This window comes from Thermodesulfobacteriota bacterium (assembly GCA_040754335.1).
Classification (GTDB): domain Bacteria; phylum Desulfobacterota_D; class UBA1144; order Nemesobacterales; family UBA2774; genus 2-12-FULL-53-21.
Genome location: JBFMCV010000004.1, coordinates 323,559 through 341,782 on the forward strand (window position 1 = coordinate 323,559; position 18,224 = coordinate 341,782).

The 18,224-nt window shown below is 53.9% G+C and carries 18 protein-coding genes; 8 read left to right on the forward strand and 10 right to left on the reverse strand.

Annotated elements, in window-relative coordinates:
* Nucleotides 1–117: 117 nt before the first annotated feature.
* Nucleotides 118–969, forward strand: a complete 852-nt coding sequence (locus AB1598_10445; protein ID MEW6145424.1) for an enoyl-CoA hydratase-related protein — start codon at nt 118–120, stop codon at nt 967–969.
* 23 nt (nt 970–992) lie between these two features.
* The gene (gene gldC, locus AB1598_10450; GenBank protein ID MEW6145425.1) at nt 993–1,337 is read left to right on the forward strand and encodes a gliding motility protein GldC; all 345 of its coding nucleotides are present in this window, start codon (nt 993–995) and stop codon (nt 1,335–1,337) included.
* A 15-nt stretch (nt 1,338–1,352) separates the two neighbouring features.
* On the opposite strand, the gene AB1598_10455 is transcribed toward gldC, so the two are convergent.
* Nucleotides 1,353–2,282, reverse strand: coding sequence for an LLM class F420-dependent oxidoreductase (locus AB1598_10455; protein ID MEW6145426.1), 930 nt, complete (start codon nt 2,280–2,282; stop codon nt 1,353–1,355).
* 156 nt (nt 2,283–2,438) lie between these two features.
* Here AB1598_10455 and AB1598_10460 point away from each other — a divergent pair, with 156 nt between their 5' ends.
* The gene (locus tag AB1598_10460) at nt 2,439–3,110 is read left to right on the forward strand and encodes a peptidylprolyl isomerase (protein MEW6145427.1); all 672 of its coding nucleotides are present in this window, start codon (nt 2,439–2,441) and stop codon (nt 3,108–3,110) included.
* A gap of 12 nt (nt 3,111–3,122) precedes the next feature.
* On the opposite strand, the gene AB1598_10465 is transcribed toward AB1598_10460, so the two are convergent.
* The 7 genes from AB1598_10465 to crcB all read right to left on the reverse strand — a co-directional run bounded on the left by AB1598_10465 (nt 3,123) and on the right by crcB (nt 7,715).
* Nucleotides 3,123–3,743 carry a ribonuclease HII gene (locus AB1598_10465; protein MEW6145428.1) on the reverse strand — a complete coding sequence of 207 codons (621 nt, stop codon included), beginning with the start codon at nt 3,741–3,743 and terminating at the stop codon, nt 3,123–3,125.
* An 81-nt stretch (nt 3,744–3,824) separates the two neighbouring features.
* Nucleotides 3,825–4,703, reverse strand: a complete 879-nt coding sequence (dapA, locus tag AB1598_10470; protein ID MEW6145429.1) for a 4-hydroxy-tetrahydrodipicolinate synthase — start codon at nt 4,701–4,703, stop codon at nt 3,825–3,827.
* Between the two features lie 119 nt (nt 4,704–4,822).
* Nucleotides 4,823–5,362, reverse strand: a complete 540-nt coding sequence (locus tag AB1598_10475; GenBank protein ID MEW6145430.1) for a hypothetical protein — start codon at nt 5,360–5,362, stop codon at nt 4,823–4,825.
* An 8-nt stretch (nt 5,363–5,370) separates the two neighbouring features.
* Entirely contained in the window at nt 5,371–6,393 is a 1,023-nt protein-coding gene (locus AB1598_10480; GenBank protein ID MEW6145431.1) for an aspartate-semialdehyde dehydrogenase, read from the reverse strand.
* Between the two features lie 38 nt (nt 6,394–6,431).
* Complete coding sequence (locus AB1598_10485) at nt 6,432–6,875, reverse strand: RpiB/LacA/LacB family sugar-phosphate isomerase (protein ID MEW6145432.1); 444 nt, start codon at nt 6,873–6,875, stop codon at nt 6,432–6,434.
* Between the two features lie 114 nt (nt 6,876–6,989).
* The gene (locus AB1598_10490) at nt 6,990–7,319 is read right to left on the reverse strand and encodes a DUF190 domain-containing protein (GenBank protein ID MEW6145433.1); all 330 of its coding nucleotides are present in this window, start codon (nt 7,317–7,319) and stop codon (nt 6,990–6,992) included.
* A gap of 9 nt (nt 7,320–7,328) precedes the next feature.
* A complete protein-coding gene (gene crcB / locus AB1598_10495) occupies nt 7,329–7,715 on the reverse strand; it encodes a fluoride efflux transporter CrcB (protein MEW6145434.1) in 387 nt (128 codons plus the stop codon).
* A gap of 136 nt (nt 7,716–7,851) precedes the next feature.
* Between crcB and AB1598_10500 the strand changes: the two genes are divergently transcribed.
* The 4 genes from AB1598_10500 to AB1598_10515 all read left to right on the forward strand — a co-directional run bounded on the left by AB1598_10500 (nt 7,852) and on the right by AB1598_10515 (nt 10,376).
* On the forward strand, nt 7,852–8,622 hold the full coding sequence (locus tag AB1598_10500) for a methyltransferase domain-containing protein (GenBank protein ID MEW6145435.1): 771 nt from the start codon (nt 7,852–7,854) through the stop codon (nt 8,620–8,622).
* Between the two features lie 38 nt (nt 8,623–8,660).
* Entirely contained in the window at nt 8,661–9,329 is a 669-nt protein-coding gene (locus tag AB1598_10505; protein MEW6145436.1) for a hypothetical protein, read from the forward strand.
* Between the two features lie 68 nt (nt 9,330–9,397).
* Nucleotides 9,398–9,805 carry a hypothetical protein gene (locus AB1598_10510; GenBank protein MEW6145437.1) on the forward strand — a complete coding sequence of 136 codons (408 nt, stop codon included), beginning with the start codon at nt 9,398–9,400 and terminating at the stop codon, nt 9,803–9,805.
* Between the two features lie 13 nt (nt 9,806–9,818).
* Nucleotides 9,819–10,376: a GNAT family protein gene (locus AB1598_10515; protein MEW6145438.1), complete on the forward strand. Its 558-nt coding sequence runs from the start codon at nt 9,819–9,821 to the stop codon at nt 10,374–10,376.
* A 405-nt stretch (nt 10,377–10,781) separates the two neighbouring features.
* Here AB1598_10515 and AB1598_10520 read toward each other — a convergent pair whose 3' ends face one another.
* On the reverse strand, nt 10,782–11,594 hold the full coding sequence (locus AB1598_10520) for a methyltransferase domain-containing protein (GenBank protein MEW6145439.1): 813 nt from the start codon (nt 11,592–11,594) through the stop codon (nt 10,782–10,784).
* A 110-nt stretch (nt 11,595–11,704) separates the two neighbouring features.
* Nucleotides 11,705–12,472, reverse strand: coding sequence for an SDR family oxidoreductase (locus AB1598_10525; GenBank protein MEW6145440.1), 768 nt, complete (start codon nt 12,470–12,472; stop codon nt 11,705–11,707).
* Between the two features lie 229 nt (nt 12,473–12,701).
* On the opposite strand from AB1598_10525, the gene AB1598_10530 reads away from it, so the two are divergent.
* Nucleotides 12,702–18,218 (forward strand): MG2 domain-containing protein, encoded by a 5,517-nt coding sequence (locus tag AB1598_10530; GenBank protein MEW6145441.1) that lies wholly within the window; start codon nt 12,702–12,704, stop codon nt 18,216–18,218.
* Nucleotides 18,219–18,224: the final 6 nt, after the last annotated feature.

Below are 18,224 nucleotides of genomic sequence, written 5' to 3' on the forward strand. Positions count from 1 at the left end.
CACCGGCGCACGTAATCTCATTACACCCACCCGTTTCACGAACAAATCATTTGACAGACCGCATCATCCGGTGCAAAAATCATAAGGAGCAAATCCGAATACAGTCAGGAGGGCATTATGGCTAAAAAACCGCCAGCTTCGGCAAAAAAAGAAAACGGTGCGAAACCCGCGAAAAAGAAAACCGGACTTAAATTCGAATACGTCCTCTATGAAAAGAAAGACAGGATAGCCCGCGTGACCATCAACCGCCCCGAGGTGCGTAACGCCCTTAACTCGGAAGTGCGGGAGGAGCTCGCGATCGCTATAGAGGACGCCTGGCTCGATGACGATATAGGCGTGATCGTTCTCACAGGCGCCGGAGGCAAGGCGTTTTCAGCGGGAGGGGATCTCTCATGGATTGTCGACCCCGAGAAGAAGGTCGACGCTAAATACATGCTCGTCCATTACAGGCTGGCAACCGCAATGCGCAACTGCGGGAAGCCTATCATAGCTCGGGTCGACGGTTACTGCGTCGGGGGCGGGAACGAGCTCAACATGCTCTGCGACCTGACCATAGCCTCCGACACGTCGGTATTCGCTCAGGCAGGCCCCCTCGTGGGCAGCGCGCCTATATGGTACGGGCTCCAGCAGCTCCAGCACTCGGTCGGAGACAAGAAGGCGAGGGAGATCGTATACCTCTGCAACAGGTACACGGCTCAGGAAGCGATGAACATGGGCTGGGTCAATAAAGTCGTGCCCAAGGAAAAGCTCGACGAAGAAGTGGACGCCTGGTGTCAGAGCCTCCTTGAGAAGAGCAGGCAGTCCCTCAGGATCGCGAAGCTGCAGATAAATTTCATATCCGATATGGCGCACCCCCAGATCACCCACGGGCTCGAGCTCGCGAGGTTCTTCCTCAAGGCGCCCGAGATGGTCGAAGGCGCGACCGCGTTCCTGGAGAAGAGGAAGCCCGATTTCTGGGGCGTGGATTGAATATGGATAGAGACGGGTGACGGATGTCCAGAGAGGCTGAAATAAAATTGCTGATAAAGCTCGACGACAAGGGCGTGCCGGAAGAGATGTGCTGGAGCGCGAGCGATTCCGGCATCGACGGCTTCGTGCCGTGTGATTCGCTCATGCTGTCGGTGTGGGACCGGTCCGAGAAGAATACGATGAGCGTAGATCTCTGGACTAACGCTATGCAGGTGGGTGAGATGAACGCCCACTTCTATTACACGCTCATGAAGATGGCCGATACGTACGGGAGAGCGACCGGGAGTCAGGAGCTGTCTGACATGATAAGGAATTTCGCCGGAGAATTCGCCAGGAAAGTCGGAGAATTCGCGGTGAAGTCCGGCTGATATCCGGCTAATTTCTCAGAAAGCCGAAAGGACCTCGCGCGCGAAGAATTTAAGAGTAGCGTGGTTCATGATGTCCGAGAAGAAGATCGTATATTTCGTAATTCCCTTCTTCTCGTTCTCTTCTATCTTCCTTATGCACTGCTCGGGCGTTCCGACTATGCCTAATCTTTCAACGTCCCCGAAAAACCCGTACCTCATCTGGGCCTTTGGGAGCTTTTCCGAGAGCTCGGCCTTGTCCTTCGCGAGGACGCAAACCGTCTGCTGGGATATCCTGATGTCGTCTGGGTTTCTGCCGACCGCTTTGCAGTGGCCTCTGAGCGCTTCCATTTTTCTATCATATGACAGTGAGTGGTTAGCCGGGCAGTTCCACTCGTCCGCGAGCTCGGCCACCACCCTCAGAAGGTGTTTTTCGCCGCCCCCGCCGATCATCACCGGAGGGTGCGGCTTCTGGACGGGCTTCGGGTTACAGTAAGCGTCGCTGATTCTGTAATACTCACCATCGAAGCTGGGTTTCTCTTCCGTCCACATAGCTTTTATGATTCTCACGGCTTCGGACAGCTGCTTTATTCTGGTCACGGTGTCAGGGAAATCGTATCCGTAAGCCCTGTATTCGGGCTCGAACCAGCCGGCGCCTATCGCGAACTCGAGCCTCCCGCCGCTTATCACGTCGAGTGTGGACGCCATCTTGGCGAGGAGAGACGGAGGCCTGAAGGAGTTGCAGAGCACCATCGTGCCGAACCTCACTCTCGAAGTAACGGTCGAGAGCGCCGACATGAGAGTCCACGATTCGAAGATGTCGAGGTCGAGGCCCCCCATGCCGAGTATGTGGTCGTAGAACCAGACGGAGTGGTAGCCGAGCCCGTCGCATAGCTCGGCGGTTTTGCGTATATCGTCGAATCCGATCTTCTGCTGTCGCAGCATCACTCCGAAATCTATTCTGGGCATCCTTGTCTCCTCAAGCGTTTTCTCTCGATGGAAGAATCACTTTAACAGAGCGCCGCCGGGGATTCAAATATTTCGTTTCGCCAATACCCCACGGTTTGACACGGGGTAATAAATGCTATAGTTTTAGTGGCTGAAAATAGAGGAGGATAAAGGGATATGAAAAAAAGTTTCATTAATTTATTCTCGTGCGCTGCATCCGCCCGGTTGCGTCCGGCAGCGGTCGTTTTATTCGCCGTACTACTGGTACCCGCAATGTTTCTGAGCGCGGCATGCAAGCAGGAGGGCTCGAAGCAGGCGGAAGTCGAGAATCAAAAAAGCGAAGCAAAAGGAGGCAATCCAGTGGTTATAATGTCGACATCCAAAGGGGACATCAAAATTGAGCTGTTTAAAGACAAGGCTCCCATAACGGTCGAGAATTTTCTCTCGTACGTGAACGACGGGTTTTATAACGGGACGATATTTCATCGCGTGATACCGAATTTCATGATCCAGGGCGGGGGATTCACTCCCGACTTCAGTCAGAAGCCGACCAAGCCTCCGATAAAGAACGAAGCCAAGAACGGGCTCAAGAACGAAAGGGGCACGCTCGCTATGGCGAGGACTCAGGTCATCGACAGCGCTACGTCGCAGTTCTTTATCAATCTCGTCGACAACAGCTTCCTCGACAACGGGGCCAGGGATTACGGCTACGCGGTGTTCGGCAAGGTGATAGACGGCATGGACGTCGTGGACGAGATTGCTGCGGTAAATACGGGTACTAGGGGCATGTACGGGGACGTCCCTCAGGAAGACGTCGTGATAACATCCGTCAAGGTCGTCGAGCAATAGTCGAGGCGTAATTTACAGGATTTCCCGCTTTTCGGGATCAAGCACTCCCCTGAATGTCCTTCTGTGTATAGGGCATGGGCCGTATTTCCTTATCGCTTCGAGGTGCTCCCTCGTGGGGTAGCCCTTGTGCGACCTGAAATTGTATTCGGGGAATTGCTCGTGGTATCTGTCCATAATCTCGTCCCTTCTGACCTTGGCCACTATCGAAGCAGCGGCGATCGAACAGCACCTGGAGTCTCCCTTGATAACCGTCTCCTGAGGGATGGGGAGTGATGTCTTCTGATTGCCGTCTATCAGCAGGAAGTCGGGCATCCTCTCGAGTTTATTGACCGCTATCTCCATCGCGAGGAGAGAAGCCCTGAGAATATTGATATTGTCGATTTCCTCATGGCTGACTATGCCGACGGCGAAAGCAACGGCGGAAGATACTACTTGCTCGAGTATCGTCACTCTCTGAAAGTGTGTCAGCTTTTTCGAATCGTCGAGGCCGGGGATGCTGAACGCTTCGGGTAGTATTACGGCTGCCGCGACCACAGGGCCCGCGAGAGGCCCTCTCCCCGCTTCGTCGACGCCGGCGGGTGTTTTGCCCTTTGCCCAGATCCTTTTTTCGATTACGAGGTCGGGTGGACTCATCTCCTCCGTCTCCTGACCGCAAGTCCCTTGTGTCTCAATTCGACCGGGATAGCGGACTTTCCGGCTGCTTCCGGACTTTCTCTAGCTCAATATGCCGTAATCCGTGAGCGCGGTCCTCAACTCCTGGTAATTCTTTTCCGACATCTGGCAGAGCGGGAACCTGTATTCATAAGCGATCCGGTCCATCATGCTGAGTGCGGCCTTAACCGGTATCGGGTTCGTTTCGAGAAATAGCGCTTCGTTGAGGGGAAGGAGCCTGTAGTGCATGTCCCTCGCTTTTTCGTATTCCCCTTTTGCGAAGAAGTCGTAGAGGTCGGCCACGTCTCTCGGCGCGACGTTGGCTGTTACGGTGATGAACCCTCTAGCGCCTATCGCCATGAGCGGGAAATTCAGCGCGTCCTCTCCGGAATAGAGCAGGAAGTCCTTTCCGCAGAGATAAAGTATCTTGCTCGCCTGAGCGAGCGAGCCCGAAGCCTCCTTCACGCCGACGATATTCTTACAGTCCCTCGCGAGCCTCTGTATTGTTTCGGGGTTCATATTGACGCCCGAGCGTCCTGGGATGTTGTATAGGATGATCGGGATGCTGACCTGTGACGCTATCTGCTTGAAGTGGAGATAAAGCCCCTCCTGTGTAGGCTTGTTGTAATAAGGCACTACGAGGAGGGCCGCGTCGGCCCCTATCTGCTCGGCGAACCTCGTTAGCCTGATCGCTTCCTTCGTGCTGTTAGAGCCCGTACCGGCGACTACAGGGACGCGTTTCCTGACCGCCTTGACCGTGAGCTCGATCACGTATTCGTGCTCTTCGTGCGAAAGCGTCGGGGATTCGCCCGTCGTGCCGCATGGTACTATACCGTGGGTGCCGCTTTCGATCTGGAATTCGATGAGCTTTTTGAGCGCGTCTTCGTCGATCCTGCCGTTCTTAAAGGGGGTGACGATTGCGACTAGTGAGCCGTGAATCATTAAAAGCCTCCTTCTTGTGGCTGCCTTTCATTATATTGTAGCCGCAGTGTAAATCAAGGAACCTTGTTGACGTTGTGAAAAAGCGTGAACCGTACAGCTAGGCGAGGCATCGGTTCCGCTTAAGGTTTGTGAAGCTTCGCTCCGCATTCGGAGCAAAAATGGCTGCTGCCCGGAATCCTGCCCCCGCACCGGCTGCAATATATATAATCACCGTCGGGCAAATTTTTGAATATATCCATTGCGTTCGCAACCGCCACTTTAACGGTTTCTTCGAGCTTCGCACAGTGGTGGGAGGCCTGCCTCGGGAATTCAATAATGTCTTCGTGCCCCGGAGAGGTGATCGAGATCCTGGGCTCGGTGTTATCGAGCTCATAAAATATCTGCGAGATGCCGGAGAGGGGGATGTCCCTGAACCTCTTGAACACCGACGAATTCCTGGCGATTATTATCCTGTGGCTAGTCAGGATGAACCATGAGTTGAAGAACGTGTTGCTGTCGATGAACCTGGGAGCTTTATATATGGCCCGCCAGTTTAGTAGAGTAACGAGTATGCTCTCTTCTTCCCTGATGTATTTTTCGACGCCTTGTCTTATCCCGTGCGGGAGCTCGGTGTAGTTCCTCGTCTCGAACATGCCTATTATATTTCTCACTGCGTCCATTATCGCCATCAGATATGGTCCCTGATAAGGAGCTCCGCGATCTGAATCGCGTTCAGCGCTGCTCCCTTCCTGAGCTGGTCTCCCACGACCCAGAAGCTGAGCCCCGCGGGAACGGTATAATCTTCTCTTATCCTCCCCACAAGGCATTCGTCCTTGCCTGCCGCATCTATCGGCATCGGGTATTTGAGGTTCTGGGGCTCGTCCACCACCTTGACACCGGGGAATTTACTCAGGGCCTCCCTTGCCTCCCTGGGGGTTATCCTCTTTTCCGTCTCGATGTTGACTGAGACCGAGTGCGCCCTGAACACGGGCACCCTTACCGTCGTCGCGGTTACGGCTATTGTGTCGTCTTCGAGTATCTTGCGGGTCTCGTTATGGAGCTTCATCTCCTCTTTCGTATAGCCGTTCTCGAGGAAGCTGTCGATGTGGGGGAGGAGGTTGAACGCGATCTGGTGGGGGAATGTTCTCGCTTTTATTTCTTTGGAATGCGCCCAGGCGAGCGTCTGACTGCGGAGCTCCTCGATTGCCTGTGCTCCTGCGCCCGAGACAGCCTGGTAGCTCGATGCGACTACTCTCCTGATCCTGCCCAGGTCGTGAAGCGGCTTGAGAGCCATGATAGTGACCGCGGTCGTGCAGTTAGGGTTGGCTATAATGCCCCTTTTCTTATACATGCCGACCGCGTGAGGGTTTATTTCCGGCACTACAAGCGGTATGTCTTCTTCCATCCGGAATGCGGAGCTGTTATCGACGACGACCGCCCCCGCCTCCACAGCGGCAGGCGCGAATTCTCTGCTCCTCGACGCCCCTGCGGAAAAGAGCGCTATGTCTATTCCTCCGAATGAGTTCCCGTCCAGTTTTTTTATTGTTAAGGTGCCGCCGTTATATTCGACCTCTTTCCCCTCGGACCTCTCGGACGCTAGGAGCCTGAGCTCTTTCACGGGAAAGCTCCTTTCCCTGAGTATGCTCATCATCTCTTCTCCGACCGCTCCCGTCGCTCCAACTATCGCGACGTTATAACCGTTACTCTTCATTTCTTCCTCCGGATTTTATCGCGTGCTTCCGGTACTGCTTACCGGCAATATTTTTTTTCGATCTCGCTTACCTTATCGATGTTGTTCTTCTCGTTCTCATCTGGTCCCGTGCTCAGCCAGGCGTCGAGTATTTCACCGGCCACGACCGGGGAAGTCGCCCTAAGACCCATGGCAAGCACGTTGGCGTCGTTCCATTTCCTCGCTCCCTCTGCGGTCCTTGAGTCCTGGCAGAGGGCGGCTCTTATTCCGGGCACCTTGTTTGCCGCTATACTGACCCCTGTTCCCGTCCAGCAGAAGAGTATACCCTGATCGCAGGCCCCTTCACTCACCCTTTCAGATACCTCGCGGGCGACGTCCGTCCACCCAAGATTTTCCCCCTTGAGTGGCCCGTGAAGCTCGACCTCGATTCCCCTTTTCCGAAGCTCCTCTATTACGAAGTCAGTCAGGTATGTGCGCTCGTCGCTTCCGACCGCTATCTTCATACGGTAAACCTCATGCCCCCCTTTCTCTAGTATTCTAAATGTGTTGCACCCGGTCTTCAAGCTCGGCAGGGAGATTAGCGGAATCTCATCCGTCTAAGGCTGGCCTCGTGAGAGTCAGCTCCGGAATTTGATTATCTTGACCTTTTCCATGGTAACGATGCCGTTCTCAATACTCTCCTCGAGATAAGGAAGCAGCAACTTTATTTTCTCTTCGTCGTCCACTATTTCTATTATGATCGGCAGGTCCTCGGACAGCCGGAGTATTTTCGCCGTGTGTATCTTGCTGTTGGCGCCGTATCCCATTATGCCCCTGATCACCGTCGCCCCCGCTATATGGAGCTCCCTTGCCTTGTACACAATATATTCGTAAAGAGCTTTGCCGTCATAGCTGTCGCTCTCGCCTATGAATATCCTTAACAGCAGCTCCTCTTTGAAAATGTTCATCCCGGCCTCCTACCTCACGATATTGAACAGAAATCTCGCCGCGATAAAGCCTAGAAATACCATTCCGAGACCGAGGATGTTGCTCCCGAGAAAGTTCAGCAGCGCGTATCCCAATTCCTTCTCTCTCAGCAGGTTGAAGGTCTCGAGCCCGTACGTCGAGAAGGTCGTATAAGCCCCCAAAATTCCGATGAATAAGAACGACCTCATGTGAGGAGAGAAATAAAGGTTCTCGAACATCTGCCAGAGGAACCCTATGATCAGGCAGCCTGAGAGGTTGACGACGAGGGTCCCCCAGGGGAATACGCCATTCGTGCAGCTATGAACGAAGCCGGATACCGAATACCTGAGAAGGGCTCCGGCTGCGCCTCCTATAGCGATGTATATCAGATTCGTCATTGTCGCCCCCGGATCGGATTATTTCAGGATCGGATGCAGGAAAATCATAACATATAAGGGATTATTTGTACCCTTGTGGAATTTACCCGTCAATTAAAGTAATTTTAATTCGGTGGAGGGCCTCGAAGGTCTGAAGATGTCCTGGAATCCGGAGCTTTATCACAAATTCCAATCCGAGAGATTCGCGCCGTTCGAAGACCTGATGAACCTTATCGTTGTCAGTCACGGTCTCAGGGTTATAGACCTCGGTTGCGGCACAGGCGAGCTCACGCGCATGCTGGCGGACCGGCTTCCCGGAAGCGACGTGCTCGGTATCGATTCCTCTCCCGAGATGCTCGAGCAGGCGAAGTCGAAAGAGAGAGAGGGGTTGAGGTTTGAGCTAAGGTCGATTGAAGAGGTCGGCGGGGAGTGGGAGCTCGTTTTTTCAAACGCGGCGATACAGTGGGTGGAGGACCATGCGGAGCTCGTTCCGTCGCTGTTTAACCTGGTCAGTCCGGGAGGCCAGATCGCGGTGCAGTTACCCTCTAATCACAACCACGAAACCCAGCTGCTCATTCACGAAATAGCGAAGGAGCCCCCCTTCACGGATGCGCTCAAGGGCTGGTCTAGGAAGTCCCCGGTGCTGTCAATTAATTCATACGCGGAGCTTCTTTATAAGTGCGGAGGTATGAACATAGTTGTTTTTGAGAAGGTATTCCCTCACGTAATGAGGGATACGGATGCCGTTGCGGACTGGCTTTCGGGTACAATGCTGAGGCCTTATTTCGAGCGTCTGCCCGGGGAGCTTCGCGGCAAATTCGTGGATAGTTACAGGAAGAGGTTGAGGAGGCTATATCCGTCTGACCCTGTGTTCTATCCGTTCAGACGCATATTCTTTTCGGCGATGAAAACAAATCTGCAGGGATAGTCAAATAAAGAACGGGCCGGCGGATCGAGGAGACACGGATGTCTGAAAAGAGATTCTCAAAAAGAGAGGCGATAGAGTTCGGATGGCGGACGATGAGGGAGAACCTGGGGCTATTCATCGGGTTCCTGGTCGTTTCGGCGCTGGCAAGCCTGTTCCTGAGCGGGTTCGCTGACCTCTTTCAGAAACGCCTGCCGTTCTTATCCCTGGTATTCAACCTCGGGTACATTCTTCTGACGATTGCGATAAATATCGTCGGCATCAAGATCGCGCTCAAGTTCTGCGACAACGACCAAAGGACGCTCGCGGAGGTGATATCGTTTACACCATCCCTATTCTTGAAGTTCACTGCGGGCTATATACTCTACAGTCTCCTGGTCGCAGCGGGCCTGATCTTGCTGATAGTCCCGGGCCTCATTTTTATGGTGAAGTATCAATACGTAATCTATTACATAGCGGACAGGGATGCGGATATAGGAGAGGCCTTTAAAAAAAGCTCGGATATAACCTGGGGGATCAAGTGGGAGCTTTTCGTGTTCCTGATATTATTATCGTTGATCAACATGGCCGGCGTCATATGCTTCTTCGTGGGCTTGCTGGTCACGATACCGGTCACTATGGTCGCTATGGCATACGTTTATAGAAAGTTGTCGGGCTCTTCTGCCGGCGGAACACTGAATCCGTTTCAGGCGCCGCGCCAGGCAGTCTGAGGTAAATTTACAAAGGGTCGGCTCCGAAATTGAGCGTGGTCTACAGGCATACACAGATCGGGTATCTGATGTTTTTAGTTATAGGGACCGGGCTCTACTTGCTGCTGAACTTCTTCTATCTTCACGGGTTCAGTATATTCTTTGTAGTTGTTTTTGTAGCGCTTGCCGTCTGCCTTGTTTTATTTGCCGCATTGACGGTGAAAGTCGACAGCCGGGATGTACATCTCCGTTTCGGTATCGGATTTATACGAAAAAAGTTCCCGGTAAGCGGGATCGAATCAGCCGGTATAGTCAGGAACCCCTGGTATTACGGATGGGGCATAAGGAAGACGCCCGACGGCTGGCTCTATAACGTATCCGGCATGATAGCTGTAGAGCTCCGGATGAAAAGCGGGGAGAGATACAGGATTGGGACAAACGACCCTTCGGGGTTACTTAACGCGATTGAGGCGGTCATTCCGGCTAAAGGAGACTGACTACGGTCTGATTATGAATGACCAGTTCAAACTTAGGATAGAAACTGATATCGAGCTCGAGCTCCTCGCGGACGGCCACGCCGAGGAGCTATTCGCCTTGACGGACAGGAACAGGGAGTATCTCCGCAGATGGCTCCCCTGGCTCGACAGCAACAAATACCTTCAGAACACCGTTGATTTCATAAAGTTCAGCAAAAAGCAGTATGAGGAAAACAGCAGTCTGCAGCTATGTATCATGTACAAGGGCGAACTTGCCGGTGTGATAGGCTTTAACAAGGTCGACTGGCTCAATCACTCTACCGGTATCGGGTACTGGTTATCCGAGGACTGTCAGGGGAAGGGGATAATGACCGCATCGTGCGGGTGTCTTCTCGAATACGCGTTCGGCAACCTGGGGATGAACCGCGCAGAGATAAGGTGCGCGGTCGAGAACAGGCGGAGCAGGGCTATTCCCGAGAGGCTCGGGTTCACTGAGGAGGGGACCATACGGCAAGCGGAGTGGCTCTATGACCATTACGTGGACCACGTCGTTTACGGCCTCCTGAGGGAGGAATGGAAGGGCGGGGTTTGATATATTATTATGCAGCAAGCTGCCTTTGATCACGGGATAAAAAAACCCTCCTAAATCCAGTGAGGAAGTAGGAGGGTTTAAGAGAAGCAAAAGGCAAGATGTAGTTAAGCTATGAAAAAAGCACTATAATCAAACCCGCGAAAATTGTTGAATATAATGCTAAATCTGCGAACCCGTAAGTTTTGTTCATCGCCGCATCCTCTTTAAAAATCATAGTCTATTAACATATAGTCCATCAAGGTTTAATTTGTTATAAATTAAAAGTTTTATTGCTCAGGTTGCCTTAAAACTATTGTATTAATACTTAAGTTAGAACTCGGTCTGAATCTTGCCGGAGTACTGATTTCTATATATTCAGCGTAATGTATGGTTAGGCATCTGTTTTAGGTCCGGGTGTCGGGCCGGTCAGGGCTTTTTCGAAATGATGAGGTGGTTGGCCGCCCTTCCCTCGTCGATCAGCCTGAGGTATGTATCGAAATACTCGATGTGGTAGTCGGTATTCTCCCTGCCCTGTTCCTTTACGATCTCGTCGTAGTGTTTCTTGTACGCGTCGCCCCATTTCTTGTTCTGAACCCTGAAGTCGGATACGTACTCCGTGATCTCCTCGATCTGAAATCCGGCTTCCCGGAGTTTGGCCCGGTAATTAGAGAGGGAGTCGTAGTACTGGGGGATGAGGTAACCGCGCGCCATTTTTCTCGCTACTTCGGGGTCGTCGGGCATGTCGAACGTCCCGCTTAGAAACGCCCATATTCCTCCTTTCTTCAAAACTCTGAGCACTTCCCTGAATAGCCCTGCTTTGTCCTCGAATACGTTCATGACGTTCAAGCTTATTGCTGTGTCGAAGGTGCTGTCGGCAAAGGGGGTTTTCATCGCATCCCCGAGATGGAATTCGGTTTTTCCCTCCAGGCCTGACTGTTTTGCGATCTTCCCGGCCATATTCACCCCGACGTCGGAGATATCCACCCCCGCTATCCTGCACCCCGTTCTGCTCGCTATGTATATGGCGGGGCCGCCGACGCCGCTCCCTACGTCGAGCACGTAGGTATCACTGCCGATGCGGAGTCTCCGTATGAGGTCGTCGAGGTATGAGGGAGTTATGAAGGACTGCTGTCCTATGTCGTTTTCCTTGCCCCATATGGAATCCCTAATGAGCCTGTTGGCCGGGCTGTCTATCTGGTGGAGTATCGAATAGTCGACCCCGATATTTTTCTCGCTCATACACTTATCTCCGTGGATTGCTTCGGCGTTCGCCGTTATGGTGGAAAGCTCTCTTTGTAAATAATATCCGCATCCGGATACGTCTCTAAAGTTATTATTTTAGTAACAGATCATTTCGCGCTCATGCCCCCGTCGACAGAGAGCATCGCGCCCGTAATGAACCTGATCCTGTCGTCGCAGAGATAGAGCACCGCGTGTGCGATCTCCTCCGGCTGTGCGAGGCGGCCTATCGGGTGAACCGAGATATACCGCTTTTCGCCGAGCACCCTGTCCCCCCATTCTTCGAACAGCTTGTCCATCATTGGGGTGTATATCGTCCCGGGGCAGACTGCGTTGACCCTGATGCCCTTATCCGCGTATTCGAGAGCCATGCTTCTCGTGAGCTGGTTCACGGCGCCTTTTGAAGCGCTGTACGCAGCGAACCCCGCAGCCGATGCCTTGAGTCCGAGTATAGACGAGTTATTCACGATCGAACCTCCCCCTTGTCTTATCATGTGGGGGAGCGTGTGCTTGGACATGAGATAAACGCCTTTGACGTTCACGTCGAACGTCTCGTCCCATACGCAGGTATCCGTCTCGTGTGTGTTCGATCTGTAGCAGACCCCTGCGTTATTGAAAAGAATGTCTATGCGGCCGTATTCGCCGATTGTACTTTCTACTGTTTGAATGCACTCGGATTCGTTCGAGACGTCGCTCACCCGGTAGCTTATGCCGGCTCCTGATTTACCTATCTCTTCGGCCGTTTCTATCAGCCTCTCTTCCGTTCTTCCGGTAATGACGACGTTAGCCCCTTCTTTCGCGAACAGGCTGGCCGTCGCCTTCCCGATCCCCGTGCCTCCCCCCGTGATTATGGCCGTCTTGCCTCTCAATTTCTCCATAGAATGTTCTTCTGAATAATGTGGAATGTGATAAGTATGTACGAGTCGGGTGTTTTATCAATATATCGACCATTCCCGCGGATCTCTGTGAATATACAGGGCTCCTCTTTTCCGCTCTCCCGCTATTTAGTTTTTTTTCCGTTGTTTTATAATCTCTTATCTTGATTTAACCGGAAGGGATTTATAATTGGTAGTGTCCCGAATTTAACTAAAAAGAGAGGATGATAAAATGGACAATTCTGGCAATAAGAAGCCCGGTTTCAGAGACCCGAAAAATATAGCGATTGCCCTCCTGGTCTTGATAGTCCTCATAATGGGGCTCATCCTTGCCAAAAACTATTTCCCCGAAACGGGCGCGAAAAAGGTTTTGACCGGAATAGGCGGCGTATCGGTCGTCGAGGTCAAGTTCGATACCCAGGACAACACTTTCGTCGACATCGTATTCAACAAACCCATCGGCAAGAGCGAGGAGGGCGAGATACTGGGACGCGACCCCGCCGTCATAAACCCTCCCGTTAACGGCTCGTGGACATGGAAGACGCCCAACGTGCTGAGCTTTCAGGCGTCCTACAGATTCAACATGGCCACCGATTATACGATCACGCTCAAGCCCGATAATTTTCTAAAGCCCGGGGAGTCGCTCGGCGGGAAGACCGTGTTCGAGATACGTACGGACAAATTCAAGGTCGAGCAGGCTACGGTCGAAGAGGAGCCTGTAGAGGACGAAAAGAACACGGTGACTCTCGTCGGGACGATCGATTTCAATTACACGGTCGATCCGACTGTGGTCGCCCGGAAGATCAGCTTGATGGAACTCCCGGCAGAGAAGGGCGGTGAGGAAAAACCGATACCCGTAAAGCTCATCACCGATTACTGGAATACTACTATCAAGTGGCGTAGCGACCCAGTCGAGAAGATGGCCCGGGAAAGGGAGCTCAGGCTCGTCATCGTGGGTGACCTCACGCCCGCAGAAGGCAACGTCGCGCTAGGCGAGGATTACGTCGAGAAGATAATGCTTGGGTCGAAGGACAAGCTCGCCGTGAGGAGCGTCGAGCCCAAGTCCGAATACCCCAGGTCTTCTTTGGAACTTGGGTTTTCTTCTTCAGTCAGCCCGGAGATAGCGTCCGATTACATATCGGTCGAGCCCAGGGTGAGTTACAGCGTCAAGAGGATTGGGAACGATATAATACTGACAGGCGATTTCGTGCCCGGGAGCAAATACCAGCTCGCGATCGCAAAGGGCCTCCCCGCACTAGACGACGCGGTGCTGAGGGAGGATTACAAAAAAGAGATACAGTTCTCGGACCTCGCCCCCAAGCTCGAGTTCGAGAGCCCGGGGATGTTCCTCGACTCGAAGGGTACGCAGGCAGTGGTCCTGAAATCGATAAACATAGACAGCGTCGAGCTGACCGTCGACCGCGTGTACCTCAACAACATCTTCTTCCTCTTCCAGTCCTACGGATATTCGGTCTGGAGGGACGAATTTTACCAGGGCACCGTAGGGGATTTCATGGGCGGCCGCGTGGCCGAAGAGCTCGAATATAAAATAGCGAACAAGAAGAACCAGGAGGTCTCTACAGTCCTCGATCTCCAAAAATACATACCTCAAGATGAGCCGGGTCTCTATCAGGTGGGCGTGCTGCCGTCTGGGGAATACCAGGGAGTGCAGAAATGGGTGCTGATTACGGACATAGGAATCGTCGCAAAGAAGGGTAAAGACGATTTTCTCGTCTGGACCTCGTCGTTCTCGAACCTCGCGCCTGTAGCGGGCGCCGACGTCAGGGTCATAAGCAGCCAGAACCAGCTCATAGCGCGCGGCGCGACCGACGCGAAGGGCATTTTCAGGGCGTCGGGGCTGACCCGGAAATTCGCCGATAACAAGCCCTATATGGTTACCGTGCAGAAAGGCGGGGACTTCAGCTTCCTCATTCTCGACAACATGCAGATAGACGCCTCGGGGCTCGACGTAGGGGGGGCAGTGCCGTCCGCATTGGGCTATACGGCCTACGTATACGGCGAGAGGGACATATACCGCCCAGGCGAGACCGTAGAGGGTGTCGCGATAGTGAGGGACTCGAACCTCAATACGCCTTCCCCGATGCCTATAGTGCTCAAGCAGAAAGACGCGAGGGGACGCGACGTCAAAACGATAAAGGAAACTTTAAGCGCGGAGGGCCAGGTATCTTTTTCGATACCGATACCTGAGTTCGCCCCGACAGGGAACAATACGATAGAGGTGCTTGCAGGTGACGAGCTCATAGGGCAGTACCTCTTTCAGGTCGAAGAATTCATCCCTGACCGCATAAAGGTCAAGATTGAGACCGGCGAGGACAACGTCCCTCTCGGAAAGGAGCTTGCGTACGACGTAAGGAGCTCATATCTCTTCGGCCCCCCTGCTTCGGGGCTCTCGGTGCAGACGCTCGTAGACCTGGTGGAGAACCCGTTCCTCCCAGAGGGCTACGAAGGATATGTCTTCACCAACCCGGACAGGAAATACGATTCGAAGGAGATTTTCCGGGCGGAAGGATATCTCGACTCAGAGGGCGTCAAGAAATTCACGGTCAAGATTCCCGAAGGGCTCAGGCCCGCATCATCCCTCCAGGCGCAGATATCTGCACGCGTCCAGGAAACCGGCGGCCGCGGGGTGAACTCGCTCAGGCGTGTAAACGTCGACCCCTATCCCTATTATCTCGGGCTTAAGCGGAAGACGCCCGATGAATACGCCGAGCCCGGCAAAGAGGTGGAATTCGAATACTTAGCGCTCGCTCCGAAGGGAGAGGGGACCGAAGAGGTAAAAACAGGAGAGCTCAAGGCCGAGTTTTATAAGGACGTCTGGAATACGGTGTTGAGGAGAACGTCAACCGGCAATTACAACTATGAATCCAAGCGCGATTCCGTGCTGCTTAATTCGATGACCATCGACAGCGGGGCACCCAGAGGGAGCTTCGTTTTCACAGCGCCTGAATTCGGGAGCTACAGGGTCGTTCTGACTGATCCTAAAGGGGGCGCCTCCACCCAAGTGCAGTTCTACGCGAGCGGTTGGGGGTTCTCGCCCTGGGCTGTCGAGAATCCCGCGCGTATAGAGCTCGGTCTCGAGAAGGCCGAATACATGCCCGGCGAGAAGGCCAGGCTTCAGGTGCGCGCGCCGTTCTCGGGAAAACTGCTCGTTACTGTGGAGCGGGAGGGTGTGTACTACGCGGAAACACACACGCTCGACGGCAACACTGCCACGATCGAGGTCCCCGTCAGCGAGAAGTACAGGCCCAACGCATACGTCACAGCCACGCTGGTCAGAGGTGTGAAGGAGCTCGAGCCGGGCTCTGCGGGGAGGGCGTTCGGGGCGATTCCTATAAATGTCGACCGCACCGCGAACAAGATAGACGTCGAAATAACGGCCCCTGAAGAAATCAGGCCGCTCACTCCCCTCGAGATAGGGGTTAAGACACAGCCGGGCGCGGCGGTCACGATCGCCGCGGTGGACGAAGGAATATTACAGCTCATAGACCAGAAGACCGCCGACCCCTTCACGTTCTTTTACAGGAAGCTCGCGCTCGAAGTGAGTTCCTACGACACGTTCTCGCTCCTACTGCCTGACGTGTCTCTGGGGTTGTCGCCCCCGGGCGGCGGTTTCGGCGCGAGGAAGGAGATGCAGTTCCTGAGCACGCAGGGCATAAGGAGGGTCGAGCCCGTCGCCTACTGGTCGGGCGTGCTGACTGCGGACGCGGAAGGTAAGGCGACTTTCAAGTTCGACATGCCCCAGTTCCAGGGAGCTGTCCGTATCATGGCCGTAGCGGTCAGGGGCGGGGAATTCGGATCGTCCGAAAAATTCACTCGCGTGAAATCCCCGATAGTACTCCTCCCGACTCCACCCAGGTTCTTTTCTCTAAACGAAAGCGTCGTCATACCCGTGTCTGTGAGGAACGATACGAAGAAGGACGGCGTATTCAGCATAACTACGACTATGAGCGGACCGGGCTCCGTTGCCCTGATGAAGAGCGGCTCAGATGCCGAGAAACCGGCGAAAAATGCGAAGGAAGCGAAAATAGAGGCCGATATTCCGAACGGAGGAGAGAAGACGGTTTACTTCGTCGTGGATACGGCTGACGAGACGGGCGCGATCGCTCTCAATATAGCCGCGGCCGGCAACGGTGAATCCACGAGCTCGTACATGGATGTCCCTGTGCTCCCCGACCTTCCTCTGAGCAGGGTCGAGAAAATCGGCAGCATAATGAACGCGGACACGGAGCTCGCAATCGACAACGTGGAATCTTACCGTACCGGGACTATCGGAAGGGAGCTGTACATAAGCAAGCTCCCGCTCATACAGTTTTCAGGGAAGCTCGAATACCTGCTCCAGTACCCGTACGGATGCCTCGAGCAGGTCACTTCCCGCGTATTCCCCCTCATATACCTTTCCGACATAGCGAAGGAAATAGACCCCGATCTGTTCAAGAATGCCGACCCGGCGGCGATGGTGCAGGAGGGGATAAGACAGATAGGCACGATGCAGGTGGCGGGAGGGGGCTTCTCATTATGGCCTGGCGGTGTGCAGGCTGAGCCCTGGGTCAGCATATACGCCGCCCATTTCCTTGTCGAGGCGCGTAAGGCGGGATATTTCATCGACGACTCCCTTTATTCAGGCGCGATCGAATATTTGAAGAACGTGGCGAAGGCCAAGCCTGATTACAGCACCGGAGAGCTCGAGAGAGCCGTTTACGCGCTCTATGTGCTGAGCCGCGACGGAAAGCCCGATCTCAGCACGATGGATTTCATAAGGGACCGCCACGTTGGCGAGCTTACGGTAGAATCGAAGGCGCTTTTAGGCGGGGCGTACGCCGCCGCGGGGAATGCAGCCGCGCTCGAGGAGCTCCTCAAGGGCCTTAACGACGTGGAAGAGATCACGAGAGAGACGGGCGGAAATTTCAATTCCACGATCAGGAACAGGGCGATACTGCTTCTCGCGATACTCGACGTAAACCCGGACGACCCGAGGGTACCCGCTCTCGTCGAACGTCTGTCGAGAGACGCTGAGTTAAACGCCTGGTGGACAACCCAGGAGAGCTCTTTCGCCCTCCTCGCTATCGGCCAGTTCGTCAAGAGGCAGATCGAGACCCCGCCTTACACGGGAAAGGTGTACGCCGGCGACGAAGAGATAGCGACTTTCAGCAGCGAAGCGACGTTGAGCCTCACCGCCATTACGGGCGACAAGCCCGTCAGTATAAAGATGGACGACGGGTTCAAGGAAGGGAGCGCGTTCTTTACATTGATTACGAGCGGTATCCCGACGAGAAAAGGGTTTAAGCCTGTCGAGGACGGTCTCCTCGTAGCGAGAGAATTTCTTACAAGAGACGGCGCTCCGCTCGACCCGAATAATATCGTCCAGGGCGACCTGGTTGTAGTCAGGACGAAGATTCAGAGCGCTTCGGGAAAGATAGAGAACCTCGTAATAGAAAACCTCCTGCCCTCCGGGTTCGAGGTGGAAAACCCGAGGCTCAAGACGACAGAGACCCTGTCATGGGCGACCGGGGACAGCGTTGAGCCAGCATACCTCGACATCAGGGACGACCGCATACTGATATTCACCGATCTCCCGGACGCGAAATGGTACAACTACTACGCGCTTCTCCGCGTCGTGAACCCGGGCACTTTCACCGTGCCGCCGGTTCAGGCTGAGGCGATGTATTCGCCCAATATCAGGTACACGGGAAAGCTCGAGAACCCGTTCGTCGTTAAGCTGAGACAGTAATCGTTG